Raw genomic sequence first — 19,775 nt, forward strand, 5'->3', positions numbered from 1 at the left:
GTTCCCCGCGCCCCTATAGGTAGGTCCAGTGGAGCCTTCTTTTAGGGGCGCGGGGAACTGCGCGACCAGCCCCCACCGGGCCGTCACCCGACGATCAAGCCAGAAGTCCCGAAGACCGCCACAGCCTTCGCCCGACACCCCTCAGAACCCCTATATCGTCCAGGAAGTCCGTCAACCGCTTCGCGCCGGTCTGCATGACCTCCTTACGGTGCCCACTCGCCTGCACCTGAGCCAAGGCCTCCCGTTGGTCGAGGCCCACGTTCCCGTACACCGCCGGATTCACGAACGCCACCGAGAACACCCGCGCGAACTCACCGGAGGTGACCCGAGTGAACTCCTGCGACCACCGCGGAGCGGTCACCATCTGGCGCCGCAGCTCCTCGCGGGCGTACCGCACATGCCGTGCCTCCTCCACCACATGGATCCGCGTGACCCCCCGGATCAACGGCTGCACCCGCTCGTCCGGGAACGTCAGCCGCTGCATCCAGTCGAGCACCTCCTCCCCGAGCAGCGTCGCCGTGAAGGACCCCGGTGTCGTGGAGATCGTCTTGAACAGCCGCCCGAGCGCCTGATGGGGCCGGCTCACCGGATACCACGGCGTCCCGCCACGGGAGATCAGCCGCGCGAACATCTTGGAGTGCCGGCACTCGTCCTCGATCTCGGTGAGCGCGTACCGCACATGCGCACTCGTCGCCGCCTTGTCGTAGATATGACGGCAGAGCAGCTGCATGAGGATGATCTCGAACCAGATCCCCAGTGAGGCCAGCGCCGCGGCCTCGTGCTGGGAGAGCAGGATCCGCTGCTCCTCGCTCATCCGCTTCCACATCGGGGTGTCGTAGAGCGAGACGAGCTCCGGCGGCCAGAACCACTTGCCCTCCTCGAAGGGCGCGTCCCAGTCCAGTTCCTCGTCGGGGTCGAAGGAGTGCTTCTTGGCGGAGTCGAGCAGTCGTTCGGCCACCTGCTCCCGGTCCTTGAGCAGACCGAGCGCGTCACGCAGCCCTTCGAGCGCGTCGACTTCTGTCAGACTCGTCATGGCACTTATGAGACTGCTTGTCAGCAAGCCCGTCAATCCCCCGCGCACGACTTGTTGACCCCGCGTCTACGAAGGGGCAGCCTGCGGGACATGCCGACATTCGACCTGTACACCACCGAACCCGGGGACCCCCACTGGCAGGTACCGGCCACCGGCAAAGCGCGTTTCAGCTGGGAGTACGACGACGGCCGCGAACGCCTCCTCGCCCTCTACCAGAAGGGCAAGGACAAGCAGTGGGACGGACAGAAGCGCATCGACTGGGACCTCGAAGTCGATCCGCACGACCCCCTCGGCACCCCCGACGAGTCCATCTCCGTCTACGGCACCAGGTACTGGACGAAGTTCACCGACCACGACAAGGGCGAACTCCGCAAGCACCTCGCCTCCTGGCAGTTCAGCCAGTTCCTGCACGGCGAGCAGGGCGCGATGGTGTGCGCCGCGCGGATCGTCGAGTCCGTGCCCGACCTCGACGCCAAGCTCTACTCGGCGACCCAGGTCATGGACGAGGCCCGGCACGCGGAGATCTACGGGGCCGTTTCCTGCACGAGAAGATCGGGCTGCTGTACCCGATCAACGACAACCTCCAGTCGCTGCTGGGCGACACGCTCCGCGACTCCCGCTGGGACATGCCCTACCTCGGCATGCAGGTCCTCATCGAGGGCCTCGCGCTGGCCGCGTTCGGCATGATCCGCGACACCACCGACAAGCCGCTGCCGAAGCAGATCCTCGCCTACGTCATGCAGGACGAGGCCCGGCACGTGGCCTTCGGCCGGATGGCGCTGCGGGACTACTACCGGCAGCTCTCCGACGCCGAACTGCGCGAGCGCGAGGAGTTCGTCATCGAGGGCTGCTATCTGATGCGCGACCGCCTGCGCGGGGTCGAGGTGCTGGAGAACTTCGGCATCCCGAAGGCGGAGGCCGAGGAGTACGCCGAACGCTCCGAATTCCTCGCCCTCTTCCGCCGGTTGCTCTTCTCCCGGATCGTCCCCTGCGTCAAGGACATCGGCCTGTGGGGCAAGCGCCTCCAGCAGGCCTACGTCGACATGGGCGTCTTCGAGATGGGCGACTCCAGCCTCGATCTGCTGATGCACCAGGACGAGGAGATCGCGGAGCAACTCGACGCGGAGCGCTTCGCGGCGGAGGAACGGGAGCGGGTCGCGGAGGTGGAGCGGACCGTCGAGGCGGGGGCGGGGGAGTGAGAGCGGCCGTCCCTCAGCGCCAGTCGTAGGCCTTCACCGGCGGTTCCAGCGGCCCGCTCTTCTTGCCGACCCAGAGCAGCCGGTCGCCGTGCAGATGGATCGTGTACGGCTCGTCCTCTTTCACCCGCAATCGGCGCCGCGCCACCCGACGGCCGTCGGCCGGGTCGATCACCTCGACCTCGCACAGCCACGAGACGGTGGTGTCTTCGTGCGAGTCCTCGAAGTGCTTCAGGGCGACGACATGGCCGCGGTGGCAGGTCAGCGCATCGAAGCCCCGGCCGTCCCACGTCCACAGGTGCCGCCCTGTCGACAGCGAGAACCCGGCGAGGCGGAACAGATACTCGGACGACGGCACGTTGACGAACGTCATCAGGGTGTCCCCGGCCCAGGTGACCCACCGCCGGCGGTCGGTGATGCGCCAGGACTCGTGTGCCACCGCCCTGGAGCCCTCGCCGGCCGACGAGAACTCCGTGACCGTGTTCCCGTCGGAGTCCAGCCGGAGCAGACGGTCCGTGCCCCGCCGTCCCTCGCCCTCGACGGAGATCAGCAGCGGCGCGGCGCTGACCAGCTCCGCCTTCGCCACGGGACCGTCGACGGCCAGCGGCTTCTTCCAGAGCACGCGGCCGTCGGTGACGGAGACCGCCCGGACGGTGGCGGCCCCCGCGCGCAGGGTGAGTACGTAGAACCGCTCGCCCGCGGCCCCGATCCGCACCCCGTGGTCGGGGCCGTGCCGCATGACCCACACCTGTCGTCCGGTACGGCGGTCCAGCCCGACGACGGCCTCCCCGGTGGCGACGAGCGCGTGCTCGCCGGAGAGGGCGACGCTGCCGGGCCGGAGACCGGAGCTGTGGTGCCAGAGCTCGTCGAGGTCCCGTGGCACCGTCCACAGCGCCTTGCCGGACGTCATGTCGAGAGCGGTGACGCGGGCCTGCTTCCGTCCTTCGCGGGTGTCCGGCCAGTGGACCAGCAGGCCCACGCCGTCGACCACCTCGTCGGTCATGGCCGCCAGCACGTCCCGCCCCGGCACCTGCCAGCTCCAGCGCTCCGCGCCGGTCCCGGTGTCGAAGGCCCGCAGCCGGTCGAAGGCGGCCCTGACGACGAGCCCGTCGTGGAGCAGGCTGCCCAGCGTCTCCCGGTCGTCATGACCGGAGTGCCGGGCCACCCACATCGGCTTCAGCTTCCGCAACCGCCGTCTGGGCAGCCATGCCGACTCCGGCGCCTTGTCCTCGTACACGCGTCCCCACCCACGAAGATCCGATACCGGGGGGGAAGCCTACGGGGCTCAGACCGAGCAGCCCAGGTCGTCCGGGATCTCCAGGGCGACCGGGGCGGCCGCGCCCGCGGGGAACGACGTCCGGAGCGTGAAGGCGTACGGCGTAGGGCCGTTGGTGCGCAGGTGCAGCAGCCGGGACTCGGCCTCCGCGACCGTGGGGCGGTGGCCCGCCGGGACCCACCACATCGCCACCATCGCCTCCTGGACCCGCTCGAAGAACTCCCTGCGGCGGGCCAGCATCTCGCGGTGTCCGCCCTGGTACATGTACGCGGTCAGCGCGTTCGTGTCCCGCCACACCGACATGTTGATGATCAGCCACTCGTCGCCGAAGACGGGCACGGACGTCGCGTCGCCGCTGTCGTCCTGGAGCCGCCAGACGAATCCGTCGGCCGCGTCCGCGTCGGCGTTCACGGGGTCGAGGTTGTCGACGAAGTCCTTCAACTGCGGGGAGTCGAGGGGGGCTTTGAGGCGGCCGATGTTCACCTGGGCGAGTTCGTACGCGGCTGAATTCATGTACCGAACGTTAGGTAGGTGCGAGCGGCGGCTTCAACCCCCGTCTCACTCCTTGGAGTTGAGCACCGCCTCCATCACCGCCCGGGCGATCGGCGCCGCCATCCCGCCCCCGGTGATGTCCCGACGGTCCGCCGAGGCGTCCTCCACCACCACCGCCACCGCGACCCCCGGCTCCATGTCCCGCGCGCCCTGCGCCCAGGAGACGAACCAGGCGTACGGCGTCCCGGAGTTGCCGACGCCGTGCTGCGCGGTGCCGGTCTTGCCGCCGACGATCGCGCCGGGGATGGCCGCGTTGGTGCCGGTGCCGTCCGTGACCACCTCGGTCATCAGCTCCTTGAGCCGGACCGCGGTCGCCGGGTGCATCGCCTGCCGCACCGGACGCGAGCCCGCCGTGGCCACCGTGTCGCCGTCGTCGGTGGTCGTGCGCTGCACCAGGTAAGGGGCCCTGATCTGCCCGCCGTTGGCCACCGCCGCCGCGACCATCGCCATCTGCAGGGGAGTGGCCCGGGTGTTGAACTGCCCGATCGAGGACAGCGCCAACTGCGCCTTGTCGACGGCCGGGTCGAAGGTGCTCGGCGCCACCGAGAACGGGATCCGCAGCGAGATGTCGTTGAAGCCGAAGGCGTGCGCGGTGGCCGTCATGTCCCCGACCCCCACGTCCACGCCGAGCTTCGCGAACACCGTGTTGCACGACCACTTGAATGCCTCCCTGAGCGAGAGGTCCGCGCAGCCGTCCGACTCGTTGGTGAGCGAGGTCCGGGTCCCGGGCAGGGTGTACGGCGCGGGCGAGTCGGTCGGCGCGTCCACGTCCGTGACGACCCCCGCGTCCAGCGCGGCGGCCGCGGTCACCACCTTGAACGTCGAACCCGGCGGATAGGTCTGCCGTACCGCCCGGTTGAGCATCGGCTTGTCCACGTCCGCGTTGAGCCGGGCCCAGGACCGGCCCACCGCCGCGCTGTTGCCCGACAGCACGGAGGGGTCGTACGAGGGCGAGGAGACGAGGGCCAGGATCCGCCCGGTCGCCGGCTCGATCGCGGCCACCGCGCCCTTGCGCCCGCCCAGACCGCCGTAGGCCGCCTCCTGCGCGGCCCGGTCGAGCGTGGTCACCACGTCGCCTCCCGGGCTGCGGCGGTGCACGAAGTCGTTCCACAGCGGGAACGGCGTGAGCAGCGGATCCGCCCCCGACAGCACCGGGTCCTCGGCGTGCTCCAGCAGGCTGGTGCCGTACTCCTGCGAGGCGAAGCCGGTGACCGGGGCGTACAACGGCCCTTGCGTGTACGTCCGTTCGTAGCGCAGCTGCTCCCCGGTGTCCCGGGATCCGGTGACCGCCCGCCCGCCGACCAGGATGTCGCCGCGCTGCCGGCCGTACTGGGCGATGAACTGGCGGCGATTGGCCGTGTTGTCGTCGTAGGTCCGGGCCTGGAAGACCTGCACGCGGGTGGCGTTGACGAGCAGGGCGAGGAAGAGCAGGGCGCAGAAGCAGGCCGCGTGCCGGACGTAGCGGGTCACGGCGCCTCCTTGCCGTCGTACTGGCGGCGGGCCGAGTCGCTCACCCGGATCAGCAGGGCCACGATCGCCCAGTTGGTGACGACCGACGAGCCGCCCTGGGCGAGGAACGGCATCGCCATGCCCGTCAGCGGGATCAGCCCGCTCACCCCGCCCGCGATCACGAACACCTGGAGGGCGACGATCGACGCCAGCCCCACGGCCAGCAGCCGCCCGAAGGGGTCGCGCAGGGCTAGGGCGGCCCGGTAGCCGCGCTCCACGAGGAGAGCGTACAGCAGGAAGATCGCGCACAGGCCGGCCAGGCCCAGCTCCTCGGCGGCCGTGGCGAGGATGAAGTCCGACTTGACGGCGAAGCCGATGAGGACGGAGTGCCCGAGGCCGAGCCCGGTGCCGAGGATCCCGCCCGCCGCGAAGGCGAACAGCGACTGCGCGAGCTGGTTCGGCCCCTGCCCGGCCTCGATCGACGCGAACGGATGCAGCCAGTCCTCGACCCTGCTGTGCACATGCGGCTCCAACCGCCCCACCGCGTAGGCACCCAGGGCCGCCAGCAGCAGCCCCAGCGCGATCCAGCCGGTCAGCCCGGTGGCGACGTACAGCATGACCACGAACAGCCCGAAGAACAGCAGCGAGGTCCCGAGGTCCCGCTCCAGCACCAGGACGCCCACGCTGACCAGCCAGATCGCGAGCAGCGGGCCGAGGACCCGGCCCGTGGGCAGTTGCAGCCCCCAGATCCGGCGGCCCGCGTACGCCAGCGCGTTGCGGTTGTCGGCGAGGTACGCGGCGAAGAACACCGCGAGCAGCACCTTCGCGAACTCCCCGGGCTGGATGGAGAACCCGGCGATCCGGATCCAGATGCGGGCGCCGTTCACCGCGGGGAAGAGGATCGGCAGGGTCAGCAGCACGAGCGCGGCGGCGACGCAGACGTAGGCGTACCGCTGGAGCACGCGGTGGTCGCGCAGCGCCAGCACGACCACGATGAACAGGCCCACCCCGACCGTCGACCACACCAGCTGGGCGGGGGCCGCGCGGTCACCGGGCGTCTCCAGGTCCAGCCGGTAGATCAGGACCAGGCCCAGGCCGTTGAGCAGCACGGCGATGGGCAGCAGCAGCGGATCGGCGTACGGCGCCCGCAGGCGTACGGCGAGATGGGCGACGAGCGCGAGCACACCGAGCCCGGCGCCGTAACCGGCGGCGCCGGGCGGGACGGTGCCGTGCCGGGCGAGGCCGACAGCGCAGTAGCCGTACACGCAGAGCAGGACGGCGAGGACGATGAGGGCCAGTTCGATGCCACGGCGCCGGGGCAGGCGTACCGCGGAGGCGGGGGTGTCCGCGGGGGCCACGGTGGTTCCGGCCTTGGTCATGTCCGGAACCTACCCAAATATGGCTTGTTTCCCGCCGGGTTTCAGCACCAGCGCGGCGCGGGCCCGATGTTGTCGATGTACCGGGCCGCGCCCCACGCCCAGGTGCCGTCCGTGAGGAGGTACCAGAGGGGGTTGCCCTGGATGGTCTGGCCGGAGGTCTTGCAGAAGATGTGCACGACCTCGCCCTGGTAGGCGTACCGGATGATCTGCCCGCCCCGGTTCGGCGCGGCCCGCAGCGCCAGCGAACTGGCCGTCACGACGCCCTTGTACAGCTTCGGGTTGTGGTGCTGCTGCTGGTGGTTGCCCCAGTCGCCGCGGTCCCCCCAGTCGTCGTCGGCGACAGCGGGCGTGACGGCGGCCGCGGCGACGACGGCCCCGGCGGCGAGGGCTATGGAAACACGGGAACGCAGAGACACGAAGACCTCCAAAAGAGGACGAACCTGACTATCCGCCACGCTAAGAGGAAGGAAAGAAGGTCGCCTTTTGGGCTAACCCACACGTGAACCCACCCAGGGGCGCGGGGAACTGCGCGACAAGCCCCCACCGGTGGTCACTCGCTCGACGACCGCAAGACCAACGTCGCGACCGCCCCACCACTCGCCGCGTTCGAAAACGAGAGCCGCGCCCCCAACACTTCCGCCTGCCCCACCGCGATGGTCAGCCCGAGACCATGCCCCGTAGCCCCACCCTCCGTCCGAAACCTCTGCGGCCCATGCTCCACGAGGTACTCCGGATACCCGTCCCCGTGATCCCGCACGGTCACCACAGGCCCGTCAACCGTCAGAGACACCGGCCCCCGACCATGCCGATGCGCGTTGGCCACCAGGTTCCCCAACACCCGCTCCAGCCGCCGCCGATCCGTCTCCACGGCCACATCCCGCACCACGACGACCTCCGTGGACGTCCCCGACGCCCGCACCACCCGCTCGGCCAGCGCGGCGAGCGGCTCCGTGCCCCACTCCACCCGCTCCCGCCCCGTGTCCAGCCGCGAGATCTCCAGCAGATCCTCGGTCAGCGTCCTGAGCGCCCCCACCCGGTCCCGCACCAGCTCCGTCGGCCGCCCCGGCGGCAACAGCTCCGCCGCCGCGTGCAGCCCGGTCAGCGGCGTCCGCAGCTCATGCGCGACATCCGCCGTGAACCGCTGCTCGCTCAGCAGCTTGCCCTGCAGGGAAGCCGCCATGGAGTCCAGCGCCGCGGCGACGGCGGCCACCTCGTCCTGCGGTCGCGACGGCTCCTTGCTCCGCGGATCGTCCACGCGCGCGTCGAGGTCGCCCGCGCTGATCCGCCGCGCCACCCGCGCCGTGGTGTCCAGCCGCCGCGTCACCCGGGTCACCGCGAACGCCCCGACCAGCAGCGTCGCCGTGATCGCCAGCGCCGACGACCACAGGATCGCCCGGTCCAGCCCCTCGATCGTGCGGGTGCCCTGTGAGTAGTCGACCTCGACGGCCAGCGCCCGGCCGTCGTCCACCGGACCCGCCGCCCACATCGTGGGGCGCCCGCGGTGCTCGCCGACCATCGTGCCGCGGTCCCCGGCCGCCGCCAGCGCCCGCAGCGACGCGGGCAGGTCCGGCGGGTCGACCCCGGCGTCCCACATCAGCGAGTCCCCGGCCTCGTACGACCGGGTCGCCTCCGTGAGCTTGCTCAGCGCCAGCTCCCGGGCCTGGCCGACGGTCTGGTTGGTCACCGAGACGTGCACGAGCACGCCGAGCAGCGCGGCGAGGGCGCAGCACATCACGGTGATGAAGACGGCGGCCTTCACGGCGAGGGTGCCGGCCCAGCGGGGCAGCGCGAGCCTCATCGGGTGGCGCTCGGGGAAGGACTCGGGGAAGGCGAGGCGGTCAGGCCGCGGCCCTTGTCCTGGGAGTCGGTGCGCAGCATCTCGTCATGGGTCAGCAGCATCGACTTCTGCTGCGGGTCCCAGGTCCACTGCAGCCGGTACTCGTACCCCGGCACCTCCGACGGCGAGCGGATGATGAGGGACCGCGCGGCCAGCTCCACCCCGCTCACCGCGTCCTCCCAGTGCATGACCTGGACCAGGCGGTGCTTCTCCACGGTGTACACGCGGACGGCGGTGATGTTGCCGGGCAGTTGCTCGAAGCCCAGGGTCAGCTCGTCGTGTCCGTCGCCGGTGAGGTCGCGGTAGTACGCCTTGAAGACGGGGCACTTGCGGCCCTCCGCCCCGGGCTTGCCGCAGTAGGCGATCCGGCGGGCGGTCTCGTCGTAGGCGCCCTCGGAGTAGTCGCCGGGGCTGGCCTTGATCTCGGCGCGGACGACGGCGACCGGGTCCACCGCGCGGATGTCGTCGCCGGGTACGGAGACGCCCTTGACGACGACGTTCTCCACCTCGCCGATCTGGAAGGCGGGCTTGGAGGCGGGGGTCAGTTCCGGCCACAGCCGGTCGGGGCTGATGGCGGTGGCCGTGGAGCCCGCGCCGACCAGGTCGCCGGCGTCGCCGCAGCCCGCCAGGGCGGCCGTCAGCAGCACGGCGACGGCGACCGCGCGCAGACGGGTCGCGCGGCGGGTCGCGCGGCGCGGTCGGGCTGGCGGGGCGGGCGGCACTGGGCTCCTGGTGACTTCGGACAGCGAGGTGCTCTCGGGACGCGGGCAGACAGGCGTGTCGGCCCCGAACACATTATTCGCAGGGAGGTTCCTGTGCGTTCCGGTGCCTCCGATCGGCCCCGCTACCCCTTGCTACTCGAGGAGTTCCTCCAGCAGCCGGGCCGTCGACAGCCCCGCCCGGAGGTACTCGACGAACAGGTCGTTGTGCAGTGCCCACGGGGAGCGCCGGGCCCGGATCAGCCGGATCGCCTCGTCGGGGGTGTGTCCGCGCCGGATCAGGGTCTGGGCGACGACCAGGCCGGAGCGGTTGTAGCCGCTGTAACAGCGGACGAGGACCCTGCGGCCCTCGTCCAGCGCGTCGCCCGCGGCCTGTGCCAGCCGGATCACCCCCGCGAGCTGGGTGCCGTCCAGGGGGCCGTCCGGGATCGGCCACACATGGTGCTCGACACCCGGGTCCGGACCGTGCTCCGGCAGCCTCAACAACGTCTGCACCAGATCGAATTCGTCGCGGACGACCGCGAACTCCACTTGTCCGGAAGGCCCCTTGAACTCGTGCCCGCCCATCCACAGCCCCGGCACGATCTCGCTCCACGGCCGATCCGGACTCGGCACCCCGGCTTGCTTCCCGCGCGACCGCAACGGCGCCTCCCCAAGCCCCCGCCAGCAACAAGCCCTGCACAAGCCCTGCAACAAGCCTTGCGACTCTCCCCAAAGGTAACCGCCTTCTTGCCGGGGCAGCACCCCGCCTGTTCCCATGGTCGATGGGGTGATGGCACATGAGCGGACTGCGTGTCGTGCCGGCCTGGCGTCATGGTCAGGAACGGCTGTACGTGTGTCTCACGGACGGCAGGAACATCGCCTGGTACGACCGTGAGGCCGCCCGGATCAATCTGCTGAGCGACGACCGGCGGGAGGACGTCCTGGACGCCCTCGGCCCCTTCCTGAGCGGCCCCGTCGCCGTCGGCCCGCCGCCCGTGCCGTCCCCGGCGGAGCTGGCCCGCCTCTCCCTGCACCCGGACGACGACCTGGCCCCCAACCGCCCCGGCGAGGCCCTCCAGATCGCCCTGGACCGCGACCCGGCATCCCCGCACCGGATCCGCCGCGACCCCAGGAGGCGCGCCCTGGAGGCCGAACAGACCGTCGGCGACGCCCTGGACCGCCTCGACGGCGCCGGCTGGCACGCCCTGCACTCCGTGCCCCTGCCCGGCGGCGACCGCGTCCACCACCTGGTCATCGGCCCCGGCGGCCTGTTCGCCGTGCACGCCCTGTACGCCCGCAAGCAGAAGGTCACGGTCGCCGACCCGATGGTCGGCCTCGGCCGCCACGACCCCCGGCCCCTGCTCCGCCGCGTCCGCGCCGACGCCGACCGCGCCTCCTACGCCCTGACCGCCGAGGTCCACCCGGTCCTGGCTCTCGTAGCGCCCGCCGACGTCTCGGTCGCCCTCCCGCCCCGCGAGGTCCGCGTCCTCAGGGACACGGACCTCACCGACCTCGCCCGTCTGGGCGGCGTCCTCAAGCCGGCCGACGTGGAGGCCCTGCACGCGATGGCCCGCGACCGCCACACCTGGACGAAGGTGTAGTCACCCGAGCGGCCGGAAGTACCGCTCCAGCGTCCGCTCCCCGATCCGCCGCCCGACCTCGTTGCCCACGACGTCCGCGGTGCGGAAGTGGATCCCGCTCCAGATCCGCGCCCCGATCACGTCCCGGTTGAAGTCGGCGGCCCGGGTGTACGTCCGGGTGGTCCCGGTCACCGCCGAGGAGACCCGCAGGTCGATGTCCCCGCCGGTCAGTCCGTCGAGTACGGCCATGACGGCGCCGTCGTTGGCGCAGTGCCCGCCGATGTACTCCGGGTACGGCGGTGTCCGCAGCAGCGGCTCCCACGCCGGGTCGGCCTCGGTGGCCGGGTTGGAGTCCGTGTCGGCCAGCCGGACCGCGTGGACCGGCCGCCAGAACGCGTAGCCGAACTTGGCGTTCCAGGTGGTGATCGTGGCGTCGGCGGCGGCCGTGTTGGCGGCGGCGAACAGCCGGGCCGCGTCGACGATGTCCAGCTTGTGCCGGGTGACGTGGTCGGCGTAGGCACGCTGGAGCTGCTGCGGCAGCGGGTCGGAGAAGAACAGCGCGGTCTCGGTCTGCCAGGGCGTCCGCGCGGTGCTGTTCCTCGCGCCGACCGCCTTCACCTCGGCCAGGTCACGGGCGTACCGCTTCGAGGTGAGCGCGGGCGGCGGACCCGGCACGAACCGCGCCGGGTCGTCGAAGGTCATCGGCCGCACCTTGCCAAGCCACGGGTTCACGGCCGGGCTGTACGAGGGCGGCGCGGGGCGCCAGACCCCGGGCGCCGGCTTCGGGTCGAACGGCACCTCGGCGCCCCGCCCGTCGTTCTCGCGCAGCGCGATGATCCGGTCGGCGGCCCGCTCACCGAACCGGACGCCCTGCTTCTCCGCCCTGCCGTCCGGGATCTTCGCGAGCGAGGCGGCGTAGGCGGTCTCGATCCGCCGCTTCGAGGCCGGGAAGTAGGTGAGCAGCACCTTGCGGGCGGCGGCGGCAGCGGCCGCCTCGGAGGAGGCCTCGCGCGGGCCGTGGGCGTGCCACTTGTAGGGGGCGTAGCGGCCCTCGATGCCGACGACCGCGTTGTAGACGGCGGTCGAGACGAAGCCGTACCAGAGGAAGGGCTCGGCCGTGGGCCGCTGGGCGTCCACCGCCACGACGTCCATGGCGGTCCTGCTCCAGTCGGTGATCACGGCGGCGGACGGCTCGGGGGCCGCCCGCGAGGGTGTGGCCGCCCAGGGGAGGGCGGTCAGGGCGAGGGCGCTCAGGACGGTGGTGAGGGCACGGGCGGACGGTCGGATGTGCATGCGGCTCCTTTTGTCGGGGGTCAGGGGAGCGGGCCCGCCCGGTCCGGATCGAGAAGCGGGGCCAGCAGGTCGCCGTAGTCCTGGATACGCGGGCCCAAGTCCCCGGCGAGGAAGGAGAGTTGTGAAAGCGCCCCGCACCTCTCCAGCTCGTCCCAGGTCACCGGCGTCGACACGGTGGGCTCGGGGCGGGCGCGCAGGGTGTACGGGGTCGCCGTGGTCTTCCGCGCGGCGTTCTGGCTCCAGTCGACGAAGACCTTCCCGGGGCGCAGGCTGCGGGTCATCCGGTGCACGACCAGCCGGGGCAGCGCCCGCTCGGCCTCCACCGCCAGCTCCTTGGCGTACTCCGAGACCCGGTCGGACGACGCTCCGCGCACCGCCGCCAGCAGATGCAGCCCCTTGGAGCCGGAGGTCTTGGCGTACGCCTCGATCCCGTCCGCCGCCAGCCGCTCCCGCAGCCACAGGGCGACCTCGCAGCAGTGGACGATCGTCGCCGGCGGACCGGGGTCCAGGTCGAAGACGAGCCGGTCGGCCTCGCCGGGGTCGCCGATCAGCCACTGGTGGGTGTGGAACTCCGTCACCAGGTTCGCCGCCCACATCAGGCTCGGCAGGTCCTGCACCAGCACCATCCGGGCGGGCCCCTCCGAGCGGGGGACCTCGGCGGTGGTGACCCAGTCGGGCGTACCCGGCGGGACGTTCTTGGTGAAGAACACCTGCCCGTCGGGGCCGTCCGGATAGCGCAGGAAGGACACCGGCCGGTCCCGCAGATGGGGCAGCAGGACCTCGGCGGTGGTGGCGTAGTAGTGCAGCACCTCGCCCTTGGTGAAGCCGGTCGCCGGATACAGCACCTTCTCCAGGTTGCTGAGCGCGAGCCGTCGCCCCTCCACCTCTGTGATCGGCGTCATACCATGAGAATTCCAGACATTTGGGAAAGGGTCCCTGTTGTGCGATCCATATGGAACGGCGCCATCTCGTTCGGCCTGGTCAGCATCCCGATCAAGCTGGTCAACGCCACCCAGAGCCACTCGATCTCCTTCCGTCAGATCCACACCGAGGACGGCGGCCGCATCCGCTACCGCAAGGTGTGCGAACTGGAGGACCGCGAGGTCGCCCAGGCGGAGATCGGCAAGGGGTACGAGGACGCGGACGGCACGATCGTGCCGATCACCGACGAGGACCTGGCCCATCTGCCGCTGCCGACGGCGAAGACCATCGAGATCGTGGCGTTCGTGCCGGGCGACCGGATCGACCCGCTCCAGATGGACGCGGCGTACTACCTCCAGGCGGGCGGGGCGGCGGCCGCCAAGCCGTACACCCTGTTGCGGGAGGCGCTCAAGCGCAGCAACAAGGTGGCCGTCGCCAAGTTCGCGCTGCGCGGGCGGGAGCGGCTCGGGATGCTCCGGGTGGTGGAGGACGCCATCGCCCTGCACGGGCTGCTGTGGCCGGACGAGGTCCGCGCGCCCGAGGGGGTCGCACCGGACACCGCGGTGACGGTGAGCGACAAGGAACTCGACCTCGCCGACGCGCTGATGGACACCCTCGGCGAGATCGACCTCGACGACCTGCACGACGAGTACCGCGAGGCCCTGGAGGAGGTCGTCGCCGCGAAGGCCGCGGGCGAGACCCCGCCGGAGGCGCCCGAACCGGCACGCGGCGGCAAGGTCCTCGACCTGATGGCCGCGCTGGAGAAGAGCGTCCGCGAGGCGAAGGAGTCACGGGGCGAGACGGCGGAAGAGACCCCGGCAGAGGTCAGACGGCTCCCTCAGCGCAAGACGGCGCGGGCCGCGCCGAAGGCGACGGGCGGCAAGAAGTCGACGGCGAAGAGCGCCACGGCGAAGAAGACGGCCGCGGCCAAGAAGACGACGGCGGCGAAGAAGACGACCGCGAAGAGCACCTCGGCCGCCGCGAAGAGCACCGCCGCCAAGAAGACGACGGCCAAAAAGACGGCGACCAAGCAGGCGGCGGCCAAGAAGACCACCGCCCGCAAGCGCACCGCGTGAGCGATCGTCAGCCGACGACCTTCGCGGACTCGATGATCACCGGCTGGGTCGGGACGTCGCCGTGCCCGCCCTTGGTGGCCGTACGGACGCCCTTGATCTGGTCGACGACGTCCTGGCCCTCGACGACCTTGCCGAAGACGGTGTAGCCCCAGCCCCGCATGTCCTTCGACGTGTGGTTGAGGAAGTCGTTGTCCGACACGTTGACGAAGAACTGCGCGGTCGCCGAGTGCGGGTCGCTCGTGCGCGCCATCGCCACGGTGTACGCGGTGTTCTTCAGCCCGTTGTCGGCCTCGTTCTGCACCGGCGCGAGGGTCGGCTTCTGCTTCATCTCCGCGGTGAACCCACCGCCCTGGACCATGAAGCCGTCGATGACGCGGTGGAAGATGGTGCCGTCGTAGTGGCCGTTCCCGACGTAGGTCAGGAAGTTCTCGACGGTCTTGGGCGCCTCGGCCTCGGCGAGTTCGAGAACGATACGGCCGAAGTTCGTGGTCAGCTCGACCCTGGACATGGGGATCGTCCCTTTCTGGTGGGGCATGACCTCTCGTGGGGCATGACCGCAGCATCTTTTCACACGGCGTCGGGCCTGCCGGGGCGCACTGTCGGACCCGCCGGGGCGCACCGTCAGGCCCGCCGGGGCGTGAGGGCCTCCCGCCGGAACGCCCACCGCAGCTCCGGCTCCACCACCGAACGGAACACCCGCCGCACCGGCGCCGTGCACAGCGCGGTCACGACCCCGGCGCCGACGAGCGCGGCCACGGCCACGCCGAGCGGCCCCCGCATCCACGCCGGGTCGTACCAGCCCCACGCGCGGGCGCCCTGCACGAGGAAGCCGTGCAGCAGATAGCCGTACAGCGTGCCCGCGCCGAGCGCCGTGAACCAGGTCCGCCGACTCGGCACCAGCGCGAGGAAGCAGGCGACCAGGACCAGCGAGCAGCCGAAGGTCAGCAGGGTCATCACCGGCCCGGACCAGAAGGGCGCGCCCAATTCCTGGGCGCTGTCCCGGTGGTAGAGCCAGGCCGACGTCATCCGCGGCACCGCCCAGTACGCGGCCACGAGCGCGCCCGCGAGTACCCCCGCCGCTGACAGCCGTACCGCCCGCTGCCGCAGCAGCCGGAAGTGCTCGGGCCGCAGCAGCAGCCCCACCACGAAGTACGGCAGGAACTGCAGGACCCGCTGGAGGTCGAGGTCGTTCCCGATCGACGGCGTGAGGGTCGCGAGCATCGCCACGGCCAGCGCGACCGGCAGCGGGGCGCGCAGCCGCGTCCACAGCGGGGTGGTCAGCCGCCACACGAACAGGGCCACCAGGAACCACGTCAGATACAGCGGGTCCAGCAGGCTGATCGGCCGGTCCGGGTCGTGGTCGGTCCAGCGCGTGAACAGGGTGTACGCCGTCTCGAACACGACGTACGGCACGACGAGCCCGGTGAGCAGCCGCCGCAGCCGCGCCGGGCTCGCGTCGAAGTTCCGCGAGAAGTACCCGGAGACGACGATGAACGCCGGCATGTGGAAGGCGTACACCAGCAGGTACAGCGCGGAGACGGTCCGGCTGCCGTCCCGCAGCGGCTCCCACGCGTGCCCGATGGCGACCAGGACGATCGCCAGGTACTTGGCGTTGTCGAAGAGGGCGTCCCGCTCCCCGGGAACTCGCTGTGACATCCCAGCCGCCTCACCACTCACCGCCCGCCCAAACCGAGGACGTGTGTGCGGGTGTTCACCTTCCGGTGGGCGGTGCGTCGGCGCCGGACGCACGGCATGATCAGGGGATGGATGCTGAGGAGGGGACGGCGGAGATCTCGTCGCCCGAGGAGGCCGCGAACAACGCGCTGGTGCTGGCGTTCGGGCGGTTGCAGGGGGCAGCGAACCGGCTCGAGTACCTTCTCGGGCGCTCGCTGGAGCAGGAGTGCGGCATCAGCCATCTGATGTTCGAGGTGCTGCTCATCCTCGGCCGGGCGGGCGAGCCCGGTCTGTCGATGCGGGCCGTCGCGCAGGAGCAGGTGCTGACCACGGGCGGCGCCACCCGCCTGGTGGACCGGATGGAGGCGGCCGGACTGGTCGAGCGCGCCGAGGACCCCGGCGACCGGCGCGGGCGGCTGGTGCGCCTGACGCCGCTGGGCGCGGAGACGACCGTACGGGCGTCCCGGCTGCACGTGGAGAACATCCGGCGCCACTTCCTGGCCCCCCTGCCGGCCGACCACCGCGAGCGGTTCGCCGAGGACCTGCGGATACTGAGTCACAGCGCGCGGGACGAGTTGCCCCGCCTGCCCTGACGGACCTCCAGGTGTGGCGACCGTCACGCGCCTATGGGAATGTCTGACGAGTCAGTTACTGTTCTCTCAGGCGAAAGCGCTTCGCACCGGGCGGGCGCCACACCTTCTCCGAGGTCTTCGATGCAGCTCGTCTACGCCTTCGACGCCTACTGCGGCTGGTCGCACGGCTTCACCCCGACCCTGCGCGAGGTCGCCGCCCGCCACCCGGAGCTGCCCGTCGAGGTCGTCTCCGGCGGCCTGTTCACCGGCCCCCGCGCGGTCCCGATCCGGCAGTTCGGCTACGTCCAGGGCGCCAACGCCCAGATCGCCGACCTGACCGGCGCCGAGTTCGGCGAGGCCTACGACCGGCTGATCGCCGACGGCTCGTTTGTGATGGACTCCGAGGCCGCCGCCCGCGGAGTCGCCGCCCTGCGCCGGGCCGCCCCCGAGCGCGCGGCCGAGCTGGCCGGCGCCCTCCAGGAGGCCTTCTACGTCGACGGACTGAGCCTGTCCGACCCCGCGACCTACCGGAAGGTCGCCGCCGCGGCCGGACTGGACGCCGACGCCGTGGTCGCCGCCTTCGAGTCCCCCGACTCCCTCGACGAGGCGGCCGACGACTTCCACCGCGCCGCCGAACTCGGCGTCACCGGCTTCCCCACCCTCCTCGCCGTCGACGGCGACCGCGTCGCCGTACTGGCCCGCGGCCGGGCCACCGCCGACGACATCGATGTACGACTCTCTCAAGGAGCCCTCTCATGAGCACCCTCTCCTACCAGGTCCTCGACCTCGACTTCCCGGCCGGCAGCAAGAACAAGACGGCCACCCTCGTCACCGGTGAGACGGACGCGCTGCTGGTCGACGCCGCCTTCACCCGCGCCGACGGCCACCGCCTGGCCGCCGAGATCCTCGACTCGGGCAAGACCCTCACCACCGTTTTCGTCTCCCACGGCGACCCCGACTTCTACTTCGGCGCCGAGGTGATTGCCGACGCCTTCCCCGAGGCGAGGTTCGTCGCCACCCCGATCGTCATCGAGCACATCAAGCACTCCTACGAGGGCAAGCTGAAGGCCTGGGCCGCGCTCGGCCCGAACCTCCCCACCCGGCTGGTCGACCTGGAGCCGCTGACCGGCGACCTCACCCTGGAGGGCCACCGCTTCGAGCTCAAGGGCGGCTCCGCGGAGCTGTCCGACCGCCACTACCTGTGGCAGGCCGAGTCCCGCGCGCTGCTGGGCGGGGTCCTGCTGTTCCAGCAGGAGCACGTGTGGGTCGCCGACACCGCCACCCCGGAGTCCCGCGCCGCCTGGATCAAGCTGCTGGACGAGATGGCGGCCCTGGACCCGGAGCTGGTCGTGGCCGGCCACCGCCTGCCCGGCACCGCCGCCGACGCCTCCGCGATCACGGCCACCCGCGCGTACCTGGTCGCCTTCGAGGAGGAGCTGGGCAAGGCGGCCGACGGCGCGGCCCTGACCGAGGCGCTCGTCAAGCGTTACCCGGACAACGGCATGCTGATCGCCGCCCAGATCGGGGCGAAGGTCGCCAAGGGCGAGATGAAGTGGGGCTGACCATGACCGACTTCGCCACCTCCGCCGCGCCCGCGGATGTCGTACGGCGCCAGTACCTGGCTTCCGCGGCCGGTGACCTGGAAGCCCTGCGCGCCACCCTCGCCCCCGACGTGGAGTGGACGGAGATGGCCGGCTTCCCGCTGGCCGGCACCTACCGCACCCCCGACGGCGTCACCTCCAACGTCATGGAGAAGCTCGGCCAGGACTGGGACGGCTGGGCCGCCCACGACGACACCTACGTCGTCGACGGCGAGAACGTCGTGGTCCTTGCCCGCTACACCGCGGCCAACAAGGCCACCGGCAAGGCGATCGACGTCCGCGTCGCCCACCACTTCGTGGTCCGCGGCGGACTGATCGTCCGCTTCGAGCAGTTCGTCGACACGGCTCTCGTCCGCGAGGCGATGACCGACACGCCTGCATCACGCGGTGGCTGAACGCCGGGGTCCCGATCGCGGAGGTGGCCCGGCGCGTTGGGAATTCCCCTGAGGTGATCCACCGCAGGTATCACGGTTGCATCGACGGTCACGAAGAAGCTGCCAATGCGAAGATTTCAAAGGCGTTAGAGGAGGAGGGGGATACGGCGTAGGGATGTTGTAATTAATGGAAGGGTGACCCGAATTTTCGGGTCACCCTTCCATTAATTAGGCTGTTCGGTCAGCGGCGCCTAGGAGAGTCCCAAGATGATACGGATTCGGTTTTCGACCTGTTCCATCTCCGCTGCATCTAGCAAGCCGAGACGCCTACGGAGCCTGGACTTGTCGACCGTGTGCAGGTCAGTGCAGTTGACGTAGGATTCGTCATACTTGGTGACACCGCATTCAGGGCCGATGGGGACATGGGTAGAGGTAGGGCCAGAAGTTCCCGTGACAACCGCAATCGTCACTGCCGATAGCGGCTCGGCAATGCGATTTACCGTGAGAACCACTACAGGGTGTGCGCCAATGGGATTTGGGAGTGTGCATCCCCAAACCTCACCGCGCATTGCGGAACTTGGTCTCACCATTCGATTTCGTCCGCTGCTGCCAGTTCCTCAGCAGTAGCGGGCAGCACACCCGCTGGAGTTGGAGCAGGCGCACCCTTGTAGAACGTTCGAATCTCCTCAACGGCCGCTACCTCTGCCGCCTCGCGTGAGAGCAAGCGGAGTCCCTCTCGCAGGGCGTCAGAGACCGATGAAAGATTGAGGGACTGCATCACCAGCCGCAGATCTGCCATCTCATCAGGCCTGAGTCGGACTTGAGCCACTTCAGTGGAGCTGGTGTAGCTGCCTACGGGGGTACGCGAGCGGTGTTGTCGAGGCGGAATGGCCTTGGCGGCTTTGCGGGTCGTGGCGGTCTTGGCAGCCTTGCGCGTGACGCTGACTTCGCTGCTCCGCTTCGTGCCTTCGGGAGACATCGTTCCTCCTTCCCCTAGCTCTGTAGTACAGATGTCATACATCGAGTGTCGGGGGTGTGGCCCTGCTGGTCAAGGCAGTACAGGCGGGTCGGCCAGGGGTGGGGGAGTGCTGCCCTCAGAGGTGTATCGCAGATAGTGCGTGAACACTGAGAGACAGCGAGAGAGGGCCGGAGTCAGTGAGACTGACGGCCGGCCGGGCCCGGCCCACCTGGACGGACCGCTATGGACGCGGCGCGACTCGCTGAGCGGGCACGCGGGGTTCGATTCCCTGTCCTCCAGGTG

At 70.7% G+C, this 19,775-nt stretch carries 21 protein-coding genes and 2 pseudogenes; 8 read left to right on the forward strand and 15 right to left on the reverse strand.

The features are described from left to right. Positions 1-94: 94 nt before the first annotated feature. Positions 95-1,033 carry a diiron oxygenase gene (locus ABZ896_RS45005; RefSeq protein WP_360942500.1) on the reverse strand — a complete coding sequence of 313 codons (939 nt, stop codon included), beginning with the start codon at positions 1,031-1,033 and terminating at the stop codon, positions 95-97. Between the two features lie 90 nt (positions 1,034-1,123). Between ABZ896_RS45005 and ABZ896_RS45010 the strand changes: the two are divergent. Further along, positions 1,124-2,232 (forward strand): annotated as a pseudogene (locus ABZ896_RS45010) (ferritin-like domain-containing protein). Positions 2,233-2,245: 13 nt separating this feature from the next. Here the strand turns inward: ABZ896_RS45010 and ABZ896_RS45015 are convergent. The 8 genes from ABZ896_RS45015 to ABZ896_RS45050 all read right to left on the reverse strand — a co-directional run bounded on the left by ABZ896_RS45015 (position 2,246) and on the right by ABZ896_RS45050 (position 10,083). Further along, the gene (locus ABZ896_RS45015; protein ID WP_360942503.1) at positions 2,246-3,466 is read right to left on the reverse strand and encodes a PQQ-binding-like beta-propeller repeat protein; all 1,221 of its coding nucleotides are present in this window, start codon (positions 3,464-3,466) and stop codon (positions 2,246-2,248) included. A gap of 48 nt (positions 3,467-3,514) precedes the next feature. After that, positions 3,515-4,018, reverse strand: a complete 504-nt coding sequence (locus ABZ896_RS45020; RefSeq protein ID WP_360942506.1) for a DUF3291 domain-containing protein — start codon at positions 4,016-4,018, stop codon at positions 3,515-3,517. A 45-nt stretch (positions 4,019-4,063) separates the two neighbouring features. Further along, positions 4,064-5,527, reverse strand: coding sequence for a penicillin-binding transpeptidase domain-containing protein (locus tag ABZ896_RS45025; RefSeq protein WP_360942509.1), 1,464 nt, complete (start codon positions 5,525-5,527; stop codon positions 4,064-4,066). Next, positions 5,524-6,885 carry an FtsW/RodA/SpoVE family cell cycle protein gene (locus ABZ896_RS45030; RefSeq protein ID WP_360942512.1) on the reverse strand — a complete coding sequence of 454 codons (1,362 nt, stop codon included), beginning with the start codon at positions 6,883-6,885 and terminating at the stop codon, positions 5,524-5,526. Before ABZ896_RS45030 ends, ABZ896_RS45025 begins: the two co-directional genes overlap by 4 nt. Before the next feature lie 41 nt (positions 6,886-6,926). Next, a complete protein-coding gene (locus tag ABZ896_RS45035; protein WP_360942515.1) occupies positions 6,927-7,301 on the reverse strand; it encodes an SH3 domain-containing protein in 375 nt (124 codons plus the stop codon). 134 nt (positions 7,302-7,435) lie between these two features. Further along, positions 7,436-8,683, reverse strand: a complete 1,248-nt coding sequence (locus ABZ896_RS45040; RefSeq protein WP_360942518.1) for a HAMP domain-containing sensor histidine kinase — start codon at positions 8,681-8,683, stop codon at positions 7,436-7,438. Beyond that, complete coding sequence (locus ABZ896_RS45045; RefSeq protein ID WP_360942557.1) at positions 8,680-9,390, reverse strand: hypothetical protein; 711 nt, start codon at positions 9,388-9,390, stop codon at positions 8,680-8,682. Before ABZ896_RS45045 ends, ABZ896_RS45040 begins: the two co-directional genes overlap by 4 nt. A 186-nt stretch (positions 9,391-9,576) precedes the next feature. Then, the gene (locus ABZ896_RS45050) at positions 9,577-10,083 is read right to left on the reverse strand and encodes a protein phosphatase (protein ID WP_360942521.1); all 507 of its coding nucleotides are present in this window, start codon (positions 10,081-10,083) and stop codon (positions 9,577-9,579) included. A 137-nt stretch (positions 10,084-10,220) separates the two neighbouring features. On the opposite strand from ABZ896_RS45050, the gene ABZ896_RS45055 reads away from it, so the two are divergent. Further along, entirely contained in the window at positions 10,221-11,024 is an 804-nt protein-coding gene (locus ABZ896_RS45055) for a nuclease-related domain-containing protein (RefSeq protein ID WP_360942524.1), read from the forward strand. Here the strand turns inward: ABZ896_RS45055 and ABZ896_RS45060 are convergent, their stop codons facing one another. Together ABZ896_RS45060 and ligD are read right to left on the reverse strand one after the other, a co-directional pair. Further along, positions 11,025-12,296 carry a vanadium-dependent haloperoxidase gene (locus ABZ896_RS45060; RefSeq protein WP_360942527.1) on the reverse strand — a complete coding sequence of 424 codons (1,272 nt, stop codon included), beginning with the start codon at positions 12,294-12,296 and terminating at the stop codon, positions 11,025-11,027. It lies immediately after the preceding gene. A 20-nt stretch (positions 12,297-12,316) separates the two neighbouring features. Next, entirely contained in the window at positions 12,317-13,198 is an 882-nt protein-coding gene (gene ligD / locus ABZ896_RS45065) for a non-homologous end-joining DNA ligase (protein ID WP_360942530.1), read from the reverse strand. A 39-nt stretch (positions 13,199-13,237) separates the two neighbouring features. Here ligD and ABZ896_RS45070 point away from each other — a divergent pair, with 39 nt between their 5' ends. Then, the gene (locus ABZ896_RS45070) at positions 13,238-14,293 is read left to right on the forward strand and encodes a Ku protein (RefSeq protein WP_360942533.1); all 1,056 of its coding nucleotides are present in this window, start codon (positions 13,238-13,240) and stop codon (positions 14,291-14,293) included. A 7-nt stretch (positions 14,294-14,300) separates the two neighbouring features. Here ABZ896_RS45070 and ABZ896_RS45075 read toward each other — a convergent pair whose 3' ends face one another. Together ABZ896_RS45075 and ABZ896_RS45080 are read right to left on the reverse strand one after the other, a co-directional pair. Continuing rightward, positions 14,301-14,807 carry a peptidylprolyl isomerase gene (locus ABZ896_RS45075; RefSeq protein ID WP_360942560.1) on the reverse strand — a complete coding sequence of 169 codons (507 nt, stop codon included), beginning with the start codon at positions 14,805-14,807 and terminating at the stop codon, positions 14,301-14,303. A 107-nt stretch (positions 14,808-14,914) separates the two neighbouring features. After that, complete coding sequence (locus tag ABZ896_RS45080) at positions 14,915-15,949, reverse strand: acyltransferase family protein (protein WP_360942536.1); 1,035 nt, start codon at positions 15,947-15,949, stop codon at positions 14,915-14,917. Between the two features lie 107 nt (positions 15,950-16,056). Between ABZ896_RS45080 and ABZ896_RS45085 the strand changes: the two genes are divergently transcribed. The 5 genes and pseudogenes from ABZ896_RS45085 to ABZ896_RS45105 all read left to right on the forward strand — a co-directional run. Beyond that, the gene (locus tag ABZ896_RS45085; RefSeq protein WP_360942539.1) at positions 16,057-16,560 is read left to right on the forward strand and encodes a MarR family transcriptional regulator; all 504 of its coding nucleotides are present in this window, start codon (positions 16,057-16,059) and stop codon (positions 16,558-16,560) included. A 120-nt stretch (positions 16,561-16,680) separates the two neighbouring features. Next, a complete protein-coding gene (locus tag ABZ896_RS45090) occupies positions 16,681-17,298 on the forward strand; it encodes a DsbA family protein (protein ID WP_360942542.1) in 618 nt (205 codons plus the stop codon). Continuing rightward, complete coding sequence (locus ABZ896_RS45095) at positions 17,295-18,101, forward strand: MBL fold metallo-hydrolase (protein ID WP_360942545.1); 807 nt, start codon at positions 17,295-17,297, stop codon at positions 18,099-18,101. The genes ABZ896_RS45090 and ABZ896_RS45095 overlap by 4 nt, the downstream gene beginning before the upstream one ends. Positions 18,102-18,103: 2 nt before the next feature. Continuing rightward, a complete protein-coding gene (locus ABZ896_RS45100) occupies positions 18,104-18,535 on the forward strand; it encodes a nuclear transport factor 2 family protein (protein WP_360942548.1) in 432 nt (143 codons plus the stop codon). Next, positions 18,508-18,687 (forward strand): annotated as a pseudogene (locus ABZ896_RS45105) (site-specific integrase); the annotation flags it as partial. The gene ABZ896_RS45100 and the pseudogene ABZ896_RS45105, both read left to right, overlap by 28 nt. Before the next feature lie 78 nt (positions 18,688-18,765). On the opposite strand, the gene ABZ896_RS45110 reads toward ABZ896_RS45105, so the two are convergent. Beyond that, positions 18,766-19,104: a type II toxin-antitoxin system PemK/MazF family toxin gene (locus ABZ896_RS45110; RefSeq protein WP_360942551.1), complete on the reverse strand. Its 339-nt coding sequence runs from the start codon at positions 19,102-19,104 to the stop codon at positions 18,766-18,768. Next, positions 19,098-19,493 (reverse strand): hypothetical protein, encoded by a 396-nt coding sequence (locus ABZ896_RS45115; RefSeq protein WP_360942554.1) that lies wholly within the window; start codon positions 19,491-19,493, stop codon positions 19,098-19,100. Before ABZ896_RS45115 ends, ABZ896_RS45110 begins: the two co-directional genes overlap by 7 nt. Between the last annotated feature and the right edge of the window lie 282 nt (positions 19,494-19,775).

The sequence above is a fragment of the Streptomyces sp. NPDC047072 genome (assembly GCF_040643855.1).
Classification (GTDB): Bacteria; Actinomycetota; Actinomycetes; order Streptomycetales; family Streptomycetaceae; genus Streptomyces.